11 protein-coding genes are annotated in these 14482 nt (G+C 47.7%); 6 read left to right on the forward strand and 5 right to left on the reverse strand.

Going from position 1 to position 14482, the window contains the following annotated elements:
* Positions 1 to 19: 19 nt before the first annotated feature.
* Entirely contained in the window at positions 20 to 892 is an 873-nt protein-coding gene (gene serB / locus QN395_RS10915; protein WP_322118881.1) for a phosphoserine phosphatase SerB, read from the reverse strand.
* A gap of 46 nt (positions 893 to 938) precedes the next feature.
* A complete protein-coding gene (gene mfd / locus QN395_RS10920; protein ID WP_323491967.1) occupies positions 939 to 4373 on the reverse strand; it encodes a transcription-repair coupling factor in 3435 nt (1144 codons plus the stop codon).
* A gap of 193 nt (positions 4374 to 4566) precedes the next feature.
* On the opposite strand from mfd, the gene ispD reads away from it, so the two are divergent.
* The 3 genes from ispD to QN395_RS10935 all read left to right on the forward strand — a co-directional run bounded on the left by ispD (position 4567) and on the right by QN395_RS10935 (position 6304).
* On the forward strand, positions 4567 to 5304 hold the full coding sequence (gene ispD, locus QN395_RS10925) for a 2-C-methyl-D-erythritol 4-phosphate cytidylyltransferase (RefSeq protein ID WP_322121569.1): 738 nt from the start codon (positions 4567 to 4569) through the stop codon (positions 5302 to 5304).
* A gap of 117 nt (positions 5305 to 5421) precedes the next feature.
* On the forward strand, positions 5422 to 5952 hold the full coding sequence (gene ispF, locus QN395_RS10930; protein ID WP_322118883.1) for a 2-C-methyl-D-erythritol 2,4-cyclodiphosphate synthase: 531 nt from the start codon (positions 5422 to 5424) through the stop codon (positions 5950 to 5952).
* 43 nt (positions 5953 to 5995) lie between these two features.
* Complete coding sequence (locus QN395_RS10935; RefSeq protein WP_322118884.1) at positions 5996 to 6304, forward strand: DUF4404 family protein; 309 nt, start codon at positions 5996 to 5998, stop codon at positions 6302 to 6304.
* Positions 6305 to 6453: 149 nt separating this feature from the next.
* Here QN395_RS10935 and QN395_RS10940 read toward each other — a convergent pair whose 3' ends face one another.
* Positions 6454 to 7101 carry a VTT domain-containing protein gene (locus QN395_RS10940; RefSeq protein WP_322118885.1) on the reverse strand — a complete coding sequence of 216 codons (648 nt, stop codon included), beginning with the start codon at positions 7099 to 7101 and terminating at the stop codon, positions 6454 to 6456.
* A gap of 228 nt (positions 7102 to 7329) precedes the next feature.
* On the opposite strand from QN395_RS10940, the gene QN395_RS10945 reads away from it, so the two are divergent.
* The 3 genes from QN395_RS10945 to QN395_RS10955 all read left to right on the forward strand — a co-directional run bounded on the left by QN395_RS10945 (position 7330) and on the right by QN395_RS10955 (position 12122).
* On the forward strand, positions 7330 to 9213 hold the full coding sequence (locus tag QN395_RS10945; protein WP_322118886.1) for a methyl-accepting chemotaxis protein: 1884 nt from the start codon (positions 7330 to 7332) through the stop codon (positions 9211 to 9213).
* A gap of 127 nt (positions 9214 to 9340) precedes the next feature.
* Positions 9341 to 11065, forward strand: coding sequence for a tannase/feruloyl esterase family alpha/beta hydrolase (locus QN395_RS10950; protein ID WP_322118887.1), 1725 nt, complete (start codon positions 9341 to 9343; stop codon positions 11063 to 11065).
* A 61-nt stretch (positions 11066 to 11126) separates the two neighbouring features.
* Positions 11127 to 12122 carry an MBL fold metallo-hydrolase gene (locus QN395_RS10955; RefSeq protein ID WP_322118888.1) on the forward strand — a complete coding sequence of 332 codons (996 nt, stop codon included), beginning with the start codon at positions 11127 to 11129 and terminating at the stop codon, positions 12120 to 12122.
* A 94-nt stretch (positions 12123 to 12216) separates the two neighbouring features.
* Here QN395_RS10955 and QN395_RS10960 read toward each other — a convergent pair whose 3' ends face one another.
* Together QN395_RS10960 and QN395_RS10965 are read right to left on the reverse strand one after the other, a co-directional pair.
* Positions 12217 to 14244 (reverse strand): TonB-dependent receptor, encoded by a 2028-nt coding sequence (locus QN395_RS10960; RefSeq protein ID WP_323491966.1) that lies wholly within the window; start codon positions 14242 to 14244, stop codon positions 12217 to 12219.
* A 56-nt stretch (positions 14245 to 14300) separates the two neighbouring features.
* On the reverse strand, positions 14301 to 14482 hold a 182-nt coding region (locus QN395_RS10965), incomplete at its 5' end, for a hypothetical protein (protein ID WP_323491965.1).

The raw sequence follows: 14482 nt of genomic DNA on the forward strand, positions 1-14482 counted from the left end.
GGCCTACTAGATTCTGGTTCTAATGAAAAGTATGCAGTACATTGAGCATGCCATCGAGTCCTACGAAGTTAAGCGCTACATCAGCTTGCGCTCTGACAACGGGTTTTGCCCGAAAGGCAACTGACATGCCTGAGATACTCATCATTTTCAAATCATTGGCACCATCACCCATGACGATGACTTGATCGGTGGTGATACCCATTTCGGCGGCGACACGTTCTACCGTATTTTGTTTTTCTATTGCGTCGACGATGCCACCTATGACCTTACCGGTCAGTTTGCCTTGATCAATTTCCAGCACGTTGGCATGGGTATAGTCCAGGTTCAAACGAGTCTTCATGCGGTCGGTAAAGAAGGTAAATCCACCAGAGACCAGCAAGGTTTTTAAACCTGCTTGCTGTACCGTCTTCAGCATCTTTTCTGCGCCTGACGACAACTGTAAGCGCTCCTCATAGACTTTTTGCAACGCGCCTGCATCCAGACCTTTTAATAGAGCAACCCGACGCGTCAGGCTTTCTTGAAATTCAATTTCACCACGCATGGCAGCTTCGGTTATTTCTGAGACTTGTGGTTTTAGCCCTTGCATATCAGCGATTTCGTCGATGCATTCAATCGTAATCAGGGTGGAATCCATATCCATCGCGACCAGCTTAAAGTCGGCTAAGGTGCGAGATACATCGCTAAAAGTCACATCAAGATGCGCTGCCAGACAATCTGCTTCAATTTGCGCTTTCAGCACGTTAAGCTCTTTATCGCAGCGCAGATTGTCGAGGCGGACGGCATGCGTTCCAATCGCAAGAATGCGTTCTGCATGCGTGACGCTAGCGATATGCTTGATCAGCGCAAGATCACTTTTTAAAATTTGCCTTAAGCCTTGTATCGTTAAATGCATTTTTATTCTGAATTGATATGGATGGATTTTGGTTTATATTTTTAGCTTAATGCAATGCGCGTAAGGTTGCTTTGATTTTTGCAACCCGTGCTGCCAAGTCTGGCATATTGGCAGTAATGCGCAATTTGTCCTGACCATTAATTTTAATATGCTTATTTTTTTGTACTAACTCGATAATCTTCATCGCATCAATCGGCGGTTTGGGTTCGAATTGCAAAGTGGCTGCTTCGGTATGTGCATCAATTTTGATGATACCTAAAGGTTTGGCCGCGACACGCAGTCGGTGCGTTTCTAGCAAAGATTTGACCGGTTCTGGTAATTTACCAAAACGATCGATCATCTCTTCTTGCAAATTGTCGATGGCATCTTGTTTGGTGCAATTAGCAAGGCGCTTATAGATGGAGAGACGCTCATTCACATCACCACAGAAGTCGTTTGGCAATAGGGCAGGGATGTGCAGATTGATTTCTGTCGTGCTAGATAGTGGCGCTGCCAGATCTGGCTCTTTACCATTTTTGAGCGAGCGTACGGCCTCATTGAGCATGTCTGAGTAAAGCTGAAAGCCGATCTCATGCATTTCGCCAGACTGGTTATCGCCTAAGACTTCACCCGCACCGCGGATTTCTAAATCGTGCATTGCCAGATAAAATCCGCTACCCAGTTCTTCCATCTGCTGAATCGCTTCCAGCCGGCGATCTGCTTGTTTGGTCAGGGTTTGTACGTCGTTCACCAGCAGGTAAGCATAAGCTTGATGATGTGAACGGCCCACACGTCCGCGCAGTTGATGCAGCTGTGCCAGACCAAATTTATCCGCTCTGTGCATGATGATGGTGTTCGCTGTTGGAACGTCGATACCAGTCTCAATAATCGTGGTGCAGAGCAAAATGTTATGGCGCTGGGCGACAAAATCACGCATGACTTTTTCTAGATCGCGCTCATGCATTTGACCGTGAGCGACAACGACGCGTGCTTCTGGAATTAGCGTTTCCAGCATGGATTTTCGGTTTTGTATGGTATCGACTTCATTGTGCAGGAAATACACTTGTCCGCCGCGTTTTAGCTCGCGCAGGCAGGCCTCGCGTATGACAGAATCGTTCTCGCTACGCACAAAGGTTTTGATCGCTAGTCGTTTTTGCGGTGCCGTCGCGATGATGGAGAAATCACGCAAGCCTTCCAGTGCCATGCCTAAAGTACGTGGAATTGGCGTAGCAGTCAGTGTCAATACATCGACTTCTGCGCGTAACGATTTAAGTGCTTCTTTCTGACGCACACCAAAGCGGTGTTCTTCGTCAATAATCACTAATCCCAGACGTGAAAACTTGACATCATTAGACAGTAATTTATGAGTGCCAATCACGATATCCAAAGTGCCGTCGCCCATGCCTTTAATTGCAAGAGCGATCTCTTTACCGGAGCGGAAACGCGACAATTCGGCGATTTTTACAGGCCAGTTAGCAAAACGATCGGCAAATGTCTGTGCATGCTGTTCCGCTAATAGCGTGGTCGGCGCAAGGATGGCGACTTGTTTGCCGCCCATGACCGCGACAAAGGCGGCACGTAAAGCGACTTCTGTTTTACCAAAACCAACGTCGCCGCAAATCAGTCTGTCCATTGGTTTGCCGGACGTCATATCGCCGATGACGGCGGTGATGGCAGCGGCCTGATCAACGGTTTCTTCAAAGCCAAAGCTGTCGGCAAAGGCTTCGTAATCTTTGTGTGAATACTCGAACGCATGGCCTTGGCGCAAAGCGCGGCGTGCGTAGAGGTTTAATAACTCTGCGGCAGTATCGCGAATTTGTTGCGCCGCTTTACGCTTGGCTTTTTCCCATTGACCAGAACCCAGACTATGCAAAGGTGCATCATCGGGCGAAGCGCCGGAGTAGCGGGAGATGACATGCAACTGAGATACAGGTACATAAAGCTTAGTATCTTTGGCGTATTCCAGATGCAAAAACTCGGTTTCGCCTTCGCCCAGATCCATACTGATCAAGCCCATGTAGCGACCGATACCGTGATTGCTGTGTACCACCGGATCACCGATTTTGAGTTCGGACAAATCACGCACCAAGTGCTCGACCTGAGTGACGGCTTCTTGCTTTTTGCGACCAATGCGCTTGCCTGATCCGGCGTATAACTCGGCTTCAGTGATGAAGGCAACGCCATCGGCTAATATAAAGCCCGAATGCAAGGGCGCAACGCCCAGCATGAGTTTGTCGCTGCCTGTGATGAAGTCATCATAGCCTTCACACAGCGTCAGGCGGATATCGTATTCATTGAAATATTGTTGCAGCGTCTCGCGTCGGCCCAAGGTTTCCGCGCAGATCATCACGCGTTTGTCTGTTTGTAGCAAAAAAGAGCGCAAATTGGTGAGCGGATCATCGGCGCGACGATTAACGGCAATATCGGGCAACAGACCAGAAATTTCTGAATTGGCCTTGGACGCAGCGTCACCAGTCGTTATCACCCAGCGCGACAATGACTTCAGCTCAGTAAAAAAATTCTCGTCACTTAAGAAAATCGATTCTGGCGGCAAGACTGGACGTTCTCGGTCGGATTTGAGAAATTGATAACGTGAGCGGGTATCTACCCAAAACCGCTGGATCGCTTCATCAATCTCACCAATCAGTGTGAAGTGCGTATGTTTTGGCAGATAGTCGAATAAGGTCGCACTTTCTTCAAAAAACAGCGGCAGATAATATTCAATCCCAGCAGACGCAATACCGTTGCCGATATCTTTGTACACCATGGAGCGCGAAGGGTCGCCTTCAAAGGTCTCACGCCAGCGACCACGGAACGCCGTGCGAGCCGCTTCGTCCATCGGAAATTCACGCCCTGGCAATAAACGCACTTCACGCACCGGATACAAAGACCGCTGCGTGTCTGCATCAAAGGTACGGATGGTTTCGATGCTGTCACCGAATAAATCGAGTCGATACGGCAGGACCGAGCCCATAGGGAACAAATCGATCAAACCGCCGCGCACTGAGTATTCACCCGGCGACATCACTTGCGATACGTGGGTATAACCTGCCAGCGTTAACTGCGTTTTAAGCTTGGCTTCATTCAGGGTTTCGCCCTGTTTGAAGAAGAACGTATAAGCAGCTAAAAACGAGGGAGGCGCCATCCGCACCAGCGCTGTGGTAGCAGGTACCAGCAAGACATCACAATTACCAATTTGGATTTCATGCAGGGTCGATAATCGTTCCGACACCAGATCCTGGTGCGGCGAAAACGCATCGTAAGGCAAGGTCTCCCAATCAGGCAGCAAATGGCAGCGTAGCGTCGGCACAAACCAGGGGATTTCATCCAGCAGACGTTGCGCATCTGCCGGATTGGCGACCACCACGCTCAGCATGCGCTGCTGCGCTTTGAGTGCAATTGTCGCTTGCGCTAATGCATAAGCGTCGGCGGAACCATGTAATGTGGGAAGTACAAAGCGATTGCCCGCTTTCGGAAGCGACTTAACGAGATCAAATGACATTGCGGAGTTGGTTGGCTATTCTGTGTGGCTGGGGGTATCGCACTATAAAATAGGAGCATGGTAACAATTGATTAATATTGAAACTATTACTGTTCATGCCCGCAAATGCGTTTTGCCACCAAGATGTTGGAGGTTAAAATGTGTCTCAATTATAAACGAAGCTGAACCAGCTTTTTTGGAGCATCCTGCTTTGATGACATCTGTCCCGAAAATTACAACACCAACGGCTCCAGTGACTTACTTTGCGCTAATCCCCGCCGCAGGTATTGGCGTCCGCATGGGTGGCGCTGTGCCTAAACAGTACCTGACCGTCGCCGGTCAAACCATTTTGCGTCACACGGTGCAGGCATTTTTGGCTTCACCGCCGATCAGCCACACCTATGTAGTGGTCAGCGCGGAAGATGTTTATGTGGAAGAGGCGCTGGCCGGACTGGATAAGGTCAGCATCCTGCGCTGTGGCGGTGCGACACGGCGTGAAACCGTGCGGAATGGACTCGATGCTATAGAGTCACATAACAAGCTCAATGGCAAAATCGGCGGACAAGATTGGGTACTGGTCCATGACGCGGCACGTCCGGGATTGACGCCGGCTCTGATCAGCAAGTTGATTGAGCAAGTCGGCAACCATACAACCGGCGGTTTACTGGCGCTACCGGTGGTCGATACCGTCAAACGTGTGGCCAATGGCAAAGTCACGACGATTAGCCGAGACGGTTTGTGGCTGGCACAAACGCCGCAAATGTTTCGGCATGCTGCGCTGAGTGCTGCGTTAGATGCAAGCTTCCACGCCGCAGTCGAAATAACCGACGAATCCAGCGCGATGGAAGCTACCGGACAGGTTCCTATACTGGTAGAAGGACATGCCTGTAATCTGAAGGTGACCTTGCCGAGTGATCTGACTTTGCTTGAATCCTATCTGATTTCTTCTTAAAGCGTATATTTATACTGGGATGTAGTATTATTTATTGTCCATGTAATATATGGACATCAATGCCATTTTCTGCCTATACTCCCCATAATTTGACATATTTTGTATTTTGAGAATGCTATGACTGAACCATCGAACAGAATTGAAGCTTCCGCTGAAACACCTGCCTTTCCGCCATTCAGAATCGGCCAGGGATACGATTGCCATGCCTTAGTAACAGGGCGTAAATTGATTATTGGCGGTGTCGATATTCCACATACAACCGGTTTACTTGGGCATTCGGACGCGGATGTGTTGCTGCATGCAATTACGGATGCATTGTTTGGGTCAGCTGCTTTGGGAGATATTGGCCGCCATTTTCCAGATACCGACAAACAATTTGCCGGTGCGGATTCGCGCGTGCTCTTGCGTGAAGCGGTTGCACGTTTGCGCAAGGCCGGCTATCAGGTGGGCAATCTCGATGCGACCATCATCGCTCAAGCACCTAAAATGGCCCCTCACATACCCAGTATGGTTGCCAATATTGCCGCAGACTTACAAATCAGCATTGCCCAAGTCAATATCAAAGCAAAAACCAACGAGCGTCTTGGCTACCTTGGCAGGGAAGAGGGCATCGCCGCAGAGGCAGTGGTGCTGGTGTTTCGTAACTGACGGGACTACACTGAATAAAGAATCATTGACTGGAGAACAAAAAATGGACAAACAAAACCTGAAAGATTTGCTGAAGCAATTACACGAAGGTTTGCAAGAAGGTGCAGGAACGGCCGGGCAAGAGGGCACACAAGTAGTGGATACGGCAGATGTCGAACTGAGATCGTTGTTAAAAGAACTCAGTAATGATATTCATCATGTTTTAGATAAAGATGACAGCCCGGACGATCCGGTCTTTGCCGCCTTAAGCGAAAGATCGCAAGAACTATCAGCAAAATTTGCAGCGCAACATCCTAAGCTGGAACCAGTCTTACGTGAGCTTGGTGGTATGTTAGAGAAAATTGGGATTTGATTTTTAACATCTGATTTTTGAAGTGAGTAAAAATAAAAAGCCCGAAGTCAATTCGGGCTTTTTATTTGGGTATCGACATAAAGCGATGCTGATATCCGTAATCTGTCGCTGCCATTTTCTATCACTGGCATCGCTCATTTTTTACAGAGTTAAGTGACAGATCCGTTGTTTTTAATGAACTTCCATAATCCGCCAATCACCAGCGAACCAACTCCTGCACCAACGCCCAGTAAAACAATCGCGTTAAGATGATTGTGAATCAATGGGATATTGCCAAAAAAGTACCCACCCAGCACCAACGAAATGACCCAGATCGCAGCACCTGCAATATTAAATAGTTGAAATTTAGAAAAAGTCATATTTGAAACGCCGGCAATGAACGGTGCAAAGGTACGAACCACAGCAATGAACGGCGACATGATGAAGGTAACTCCGCCATGATTCTCATAAAACGTATGAGTTTTTTGCAGCGCGGAACGATTGAGCCATTTATAATTTTTGGCAAATACTTTCTGTCCGATCGCATGACCGATCCAGTAGTTGATTGTGCTGCCAGTAACAGCGGCGATAAATAATAGTGGTATCAGTACGCCAGCATGCAATGTGCCGGTAGCGCAAAACGTGCCGCTGATGAAGAGTAAAGGGTCTCCCGGAAGAAAAAATAACGGTAGTACCGCCATTTCTAAAAATACGATGGCAAATATGACGCCATATACCAGTGCGCCATATTGATCGCTAATGGCTCCGAGGTAATGATCAAAGTGCAAGACGAGGTCGCTCAATTGCGTGAAGTTCATTTTTTCCTCAAATTTAATTATTCTGAATCAAGCTAAGTCACTCAGATCACTCAGACTTAATGTTATTTCATCTTACTCACAATATTTTATGTAATCCCTTTTGTCCATATCCAATTGATCATGACCATCAATACAAGGGATATTAAGTAACTGAATAAGTGACTGAATTAAGTTATCCTGAGTGCATAACGATCATTTAATTTATTACAATTTCTGAGGGGAATTTGAATGGCTTCTTTATCTCTGCGTAACAAGCTCATTGCTATTTGCGTTTCTATCGTGATGCTGGGGATGTTTTCTATCGTTCTGGCTAATTTCTTCACTACCAAGTCGCGCATGTTGGAGTCGTTGAATAGTCAGATGGCTCAGCTCTCGCAGAATAATGCGACAACGATTGCAGAGTGGGTCAGGTCACAAAAAACAGTCGTCTCCTCGATCAAGCTCGCAGTCGATGCTCCCGATCCTATTCCTGCCTTGAAAGCCGCACAACAGGCTGGTGGTTTTGATCTTTCCTATATCGGCTATGCCGATAAACATCATGCTTTTTCGGAGCAACGGACTCGCGCTGCAGACTACGATCCGACTGCCCGTCCGTGGTACATCAAGGCCGCTCAGATCAACGGTCCTGTTGTGACATCTCCTTATACCAGCGCTAGCACCGCTAAATTATTGGTGACTTTTGCCGAGGCAATCGGATCGCCAGGTCAAGTATCCGCCGTCGTGGCATCGGACGTATTGCTAGATTCGGTTGTCAGCAATGTGAAGGCAATTAAGCCGACGCCAAATAGTTTTGCGTTCTTGGTTGATAAGACTAAAGGCAATATCATCGCCCATCCTAACCAGGACTTGATGCTAAAACCCTTGGCAGACATGGATCCTTCACTATCGGTCAAACGTCTGGATGAAATCAATACATCAAAAGGAAGTAGTGAAGTCAGTTTTGGCGGTCGTCAGGATCTATTATATGTAACGCAGATCGCGGGCACCGATTGGTTGCTGGCGATTGCGCTGGATAAGTCCGAGGCGACACAGGTACTGAGCGCATTGCTGGTTTCTTCTGCAGTAACAGCGATTGTATTGACCGTATTAGCGGTGTTGCTGTTGACCGTCTTGGTGTCCCAATCACTCAAACGAATGGCGTTGGTGCGCGACGCAATGACTGAGATAGCCTCGGGTGATGGCGATTTGACTCGCCGTCTTGATACCGAAGGAGGGGATGAACTGGCGCAAATTTCAAATGCGTTCAACCGTTTTGTTGATAAGATCGAATCGGTCTTAATCGAGATACGGACGGCCAGTGAATCAGTCAAAGGCGCATCAGGCGAGATTGCTGCTGGCAATGCCGATTTGTCTTCGCGTACCGAAGCGCAGGCCGGCTCATTGGAAGAAACCGCCAGCACGATGGAAGAGTTGACCTCAACAGTCAAAATCAATGCCGAGAATGCCCATCAAGCAAATAAACTTGCCGTATCTGCCTCAGATGTTGCTGCCTCTGGTGGTAAGGTCGTGGCGCGCGTCGTGGAGACCATGGGTTCTATTAAAGATAGCTCACGTAAGGTTGTCGATATTATTGGCGTCATTGATGGCATTGCGTTTCAAACCAATATTCTGGCGCTGAATGCTGCGGTTGAAGCGGCTCGTGCCGGTGAACAGGGGCGTGGCTTTGCGGTAGTCGCGTCCGAGGTGCGCAATCTGGCACAACGATCTGCCGGTGCAGCAAAAGAAATCAAAGCGTTGATTGGCGATTCGGTGGATAAGGTGGATGTCGGAAGTGCGCTGGTGGATGAAGCTGGCAAAACGATGCAAGAGATTGTGTCGTCTATTCAACGCGTGGCTGACATCATGAACGAGATTACCGCAGCTAGCCAAGAGCAAAGCACCGGCATTGAAGAGGTTAACGGTGCGATCACCCATATGGACGATATGACGCAGCAAAATGCCGCCTTGGTAGAGCAAGCGGCGGCGGCGGCACAGAGTCTGCAAGAGCAGGCGGTCAATTTATCGAAAACAGTTGCCGTTTTTAAGCTGGGTAGCAATGAGGTTGTAAAACGTGTGGAAACACAGAGTAAATTAAATAGTAATAAAAGCAAGCAACAGCTGCTGATCAAGTAGGTTTGATTACGTTCTCAACAATGAGAACGTAATCAACGCAGTAAAATTTGATAGTCAAGTTGACAGGCAATATAACCTGCAAATAAATTAAAAAATAAACCTAAAAAAAATCTAATTGGAGTGAGACATGAACATGAAATTGCGACCTGATCGAAAGGTATTACTTGTTTCGCTAATGTTGCTTAGTGCTGGCATCGCCGGTTGTGGAGAAATGCAACCGCGTGCATCAGATTCTGGTGCTCCGGTTGTTATCGCCAAGCCGATCAGCTGCGCAGAATTGGGCGCGATGACAGTTTTACCCAAATCGATCTCGTTGCCAACAACGGGGGCCGTGATCACCAGTGTGATGACGATTGCGGCAGCCGGTTCCGGTGCAACGGCAGTTGGCGAATATTGTAAAGTCATCGGCGCGATTAATCCGGTGGATTCCACTGCACCACAGATTAAATTTCAGTTAAATCTGCCGACGGCCTGGAACAACAAGGCCATGATGTTTGGTGGTGGGGGCTATAACGGCACTATTGCTACAGGTCTCGGTAATGTGCCAGCGGGACCAGTAGATAAATTGTTGCCCTTAGGACGTGGCTATGCAACATATGGCAGTGACTCTGGTCATCAAGCGTATGCGAATGGAAGTCGTGATGGCACGTTTGGAGCCAATGACGAGGCGTTAAAGAATTTCTCCAGCGATGCACTGAAAAAAACGCACGATGTTGCAACCTACTTAATTCAACAACGATACGGGGTGGCACCAGCAAAAACGTATTTTGCTGGTGGATCTACCGGTGGTCGAGAAGCACTCATCGCCGTAACCAATTGGCCTAAAGACTTTGATGGTGCGATTGTTCTGTATCCCGCCTGGAATGCTGCGAGTCTAGATTTGCAGTTTGGGCGTATCACCCGAGAGCTCGCCAAGCCTGGCGCCTATTCCAATCGAGTCAAACGGAAAGTGCTGTATGACGCTGCGATGGCAGCTTGCGATAATCTGGACGGGGTTGCTGACGGCTTGATTAGCAATATCGCCGCTTGTAACGTGACGTTTAATCCTGCGGTCGTGCGTTGCGTCGGAGGCGCTGATACGGGCGACACTTGCTTATCGGATGCGCAGATCGCCGCATTTAATGTTGTCAATACTCCGCTGACACTGAATTACAGATTGGCAACAGGCGAAACACAGTACCCTGGCTTTAATACTTGGGGCACAGACTTCGGCATACCTAACAAAAGTCCGCTACAACCGACCGTCCTGACCTTAGCCTATGGTACCGAGCAACCTGCCAACCCTATGCCGCTAGTGACCGCCAGCACAAGCCCACCTTACGGAAGTACCTTCTGGGATCAATGGGTGAAGTATTTCGTCACTCGTGACGCTAGTTTTAACAGCTTGCTATTCGATCCGCAAAATCCGGGCGCTTACCAGTCACGCGTGATCGCACTAACTACAATTCAAGATGTGACTCAATTTGATCTCTCGGCATTTAGAGCTAGGGGCGGAAAAATATTGATGGCACATGGGATGGCAGACGCATTAGTTAGCACCAGAGCCACCGAGCAATACTATGAGCATGTGAAACAAGTCATGGGTACAACAAAGGTCGATAGCTTCATGCGTTATTACGAAATTCCAGGTTATGGTCATGCTGTCAGTAGTGTCTTCAATGCCTCATGGGATTCATTAACCACACTGGAGAACTGGGTTGAACACAACACACCACCATCACCGCAAATAGTCGCTGACAGTGCCGGCGTACCGGGCCGTACCCGGCCCTTGTGCGAGTATCCCAGCTGGCCAAAATATGCAGGGCAGGGTGATATGAATTTGGCGACAAACTATGTTTGTTCGGTCAAGTAGGGCAGGAATCGAACACCAAATCATGTTGAACATATTTTAATGTCGAATCTGGAGAAAGATAATGAAAACTACAGCACGAGTAAATAGGTTAATTTCCTCTGGCTTGTTAGTCGCCTTATTTTGTTATGTGGGACTCGCTGTACCTGCTGTCGCAGCAGAAGCTACGGTGAAAGTGACGCCCTTAGGTAGCCACGACGGTGAGTTTTGTGCAGCTGACCGTGCCTTGATTTTTGAAGATCCCGACGGCACTCGCATTCTTTATGACGCCGGTCGGACCGTACGAGGTGGAACCGATGTGCGACTTGGCAAAATTGATGGTGTTCTTCTGAGTCATGTACATGGCGATCATCTCGGCGACATCCATCAGGCGACTGCGAATGCTGGATCATGCTCTGCGCCTGATTTTTCTGTGAAAAGTATTCCTTCGTCGGTGATGGAAGAGGTAGTCTTGAACAAAAAGGCCAAACTATTCGTCGGCGGTGAGATGGCCAGTTTTTTCTCACGCAGAATTAAAGAAGCAGGAGGGACTACCGATCTTGTCCAGCTGGTCCGGTTTGGTGGACAGAGCAAAATCGGTGGTATTAAGATTGCCAGTGTGACTGCGGCGCATTCCAACGGACTGGATTCTAAATTTCTGGCAGCGCCACTTTCAGAAACGCTGTCGACTAACGGTCTGACCGCATATGTCGGCCCGGCTGGCGGCTATGTGCTGACATTTTCGAACGGTTTAGTTGTCTACCTCTCTGGCGATACCGGCATCATTGCAGATCAGGAGGCCGTTGTGCGACGCTTTTATAAAGCCAAGCTGGCAGTGTTGAATATTGGCGGTACGTTTTCAACCGGGCCACAAGAGGCAGCCTACGTAATTAATGATCTGGTGAAACCGAATGCGGTGATCGCATCACACGCAAATGAGGCAGCGACTAAGGACGGAAAATTAATCGAGGGTAGCAAAACCATGGAATTTAGAACTGCGGTAAAAGTGCCAACCTACATTCCTTTAAGTGGCAAAACTATGGAGTTTGATAAAGACGCTAAATGTGTTGCAGGTTGCTAAGCTTCCATTTTTCTTCTAATTATTCAGCTGGTAAAGAATAAAAAAATGGAGTGCTTAATGGCACTCCATTTTTAATTTCAACAATAAAAAAGAATTACAGACGTCCGCTGATCGTCACAAACAATTGACGTGGAGCACCAGTCAGCAAGGTCTGGAAAGTACCGGTTGGATCAGAGGTAGTAAATCCATTCGAGCCAATCGTACTGAAATATTGCTTGTCCAATAAATTCTCCACATTCACTTGGATAGAGAAATCTTTCAGACCCATAAAGTTCTTTTGTTTGTAACCCGCAGACAAATTCATGATCACGTAAGAAGGAACCTGTGCATCATTGGTGTAGGTATAGAAGCGCTTGTCTGTAAATTTACCTCCCAGTCGCGTGAACCAAACTGGATTTTCATATGAGACTTCTGTCTTAAACATCACTTTTGGTGAGTCAACGACTTGCTTACCTTCGATATTGACGACTTTTCCGTTGTCCAGATAGTTAGATTTATATTGCGAATTGTTGTACGTCAGAGAGTTAAACCATGACCAATCTTTCATCAAAGTCCACATCGCCGCAGCTTCTACACCGCTAGTCTGAACTTTACCGACGTTGACGAAGGTGCTAGGGCAACCGACAATTCCTGCACAAGTTGCCACCTGCAACAGACGGTCATCAAAGTTAGCGTAATAAGCAGCGACAGAGCCGACCAGATTGTCGCGTTTAAAGCGATAACCCAGATCAAGCGTAGTTGAAGTCTCTGGTTTAATCGTTGCAGAGCTTAAATTAAACGCAGTTTGAGTTTGTGAGAAAGGACCGTTAACGCCCGGTTGGTAAGCGCGCATATTTTGAGACAAGCTAGTGAACAGCTCGTCATTTTTATTCAGCGAGTAGCTCAAGCCCAATTGCGGTAAAAACGTCTTTTTCGCTACAATTTGACCTGCCGCACGTGTACCGATTAGACTAGTCGAATCAATCGTGACTTTCGGTGTTTTAAAACCAAAGTTCAGCTTTAATTGATCGGCCATTAAAGAGACCGTGTCTTGCGCATAGAACTGGGTCGTGGTCGTCGTAAAGTCTTGTTTGAATCCAGTGCTGGTCGGATTACTTAAGAAATAATTCGTATCTTGCGGTCCGCTGACGTTATAAAAATTTCTGGTCAAAGTATGCAGACTACGCTCGCCCCAAAAACCAGCATTCACTGAATGTTGGCCGACGTCCCAAGTGATATCAGAGATCAATCCATCGCGACTAATCGAGTATTCGGTCGTGCGAATCGAAATAGGGATACCGTTAGTAGAAGGCGTGTAGGGTGTGTACCAATGGCCTTGTCCCTCGTTACTATGATGGTAAACCGTCGTTTTTAAATAAGTCGAATCACCTAACTTATTGTCCATCGTAGCACCAAATAAATAATCTTTACGCAGACCGCTACCCAGATAATACGCATCGTCCAGACTATTTACACCGCCGGTAAAGATCCCTTTTGCCGCGTTGACGGCTCGTTGCCAATCAGGTTGATAGTTGTCCCAATTATAGCCAAGACGCTTAACCATTTCTATGGACATATCTTGATAGTCAGTCTCGCGACGATCAGAATAATTAAAAAAAGCCGTTAGTTTATTCTCGCCAAAAACATGAACCAGTTTTGAATTGAATTGATCCTGATCTTGCGGACCCGCGCCTTTCCATTTGTCTGCACGTTGACGTGTAACGCTAAAATACGCTTTGGTACCAGTAGATAACAGACCGGTATCAACACGTGCAAAGGTGCGGTAGGTGCTGTCACTGCCAACTGTTTGCGCTGCAGTAAAACCCATATCGTTCGTCGGGTCAGACGAGAAGAATTGAACCGTGCCGCCTAAGTTACTAGTTGATGCTGTGCCTACGGCACCAGCACCTTGAGACAACGTCACTCTACCGATATTTTCAGAAGAAATCGCACGGCTAATATGAAGGCCGTTGTTATTGCCGTAGCTCATGTCACCCAATGGCACATTGTCTAAGGTAAATCCCATTTGATTCTGATTGAATCCACGTACGCTGAAACGGGGTCGATTTGTTTTAGGTGCAATAAGTGACGGTAGGAGATCGAGCACTGGCGTGGGGGTAGTTCTGTAAGTCAATGATTTCATTAAGGTTTCAGCTCGTTGTTTTTCATCGGTTATGTGGCGTCAAACTGTCGCCGGTTTTAGCTATTCACTGCATTTATCGTCGGTACCAGTGAAGGCATCAAATCTGCAGCGTAACGCTCCACTGGAAACCTAAAAACTCCCCGTAAATTGATACCGCTTAGGCGCGTCGGAGCGATCTTGGCCATAATGTCTGCCTCAATGATTTGCCGTCGATTTGCCCAGCGATTCACTACTCCCT

The sequence above is a fragment of the Undibacterium sp. RTI2.2 genome (genome assembly GCF_035018705.1).
GTDB lineage: Bacteria > Pseudomonadota > Gammaproteobacteria > Burkholderiales > Burkholderiaceae_D > Undibacterium.

Coding starts and splice junctions, on each gene's coding strand:
- QN395_RS10940 (WP_322118885.1), bottom strand. CDS start 7,101: ATGAACTTCACGCAATTGAGCGACCTCGTCTTGCACTTTGATCATTAC.
- QN395_RS10950 (WP_322118887.1), top strand. CDS start 9,341: ATGAACATGAAATTGCGACCTGATCGAAAGGTATTACTTGTTTCGCTA.
- serB (WP_322118881.1), bottom strand. CDS start 892: ATGCATTTAACGATACAAGGCTTAAGGCAAATTTTAAAAAGTGATCTT.
- QN395_RS10960 (WP_323491966.1), bottom strand. CDS start 14,244: ATGAAATCATTGACTTACAGAACTACCCCCACGCCAGTGCTCGATCTC.
- QN395_RS10945 (WP_322118886.1), top strand. CDS start 7,330: ATGGCTTCTTTATCTCTGCGTAACAAGCTCATTGCTATTTGCGTTTCT.
- mfd (WP_323491967.1), bottom strand. CDS start 4,373: ATGTCATTTGATCTCGTTAAGTCGCTTCCGAAAGCGGGCAATCGCTTT.
- ispF (WP_322118883.1), top strand. CDS start 5,422: ATGACTGAACCATCGAACAGAATTGAAGCTTCCGCTGAAACACCTGCC.
- QN395_RS10955 (WP_322118888.1), top strand. CDS start 11,127: ATGAAAACTACAGCACGAGTAAATAGGTTAATTTCCTCTGGCTTGTTA.
- ispD (WP_322121569.1), top strand. CDS start 4,567: ATGACATCTGTCCCGAAAATTACAACACCAACGGCTCCAGTGACTTAC.
- QN395_RS10935 (WP_322118884.1), top strand. CDS start 5,996: ATGGACAAACAAAACCTGAAAGATTTGCTGAAGCAATTACACGAAGGT.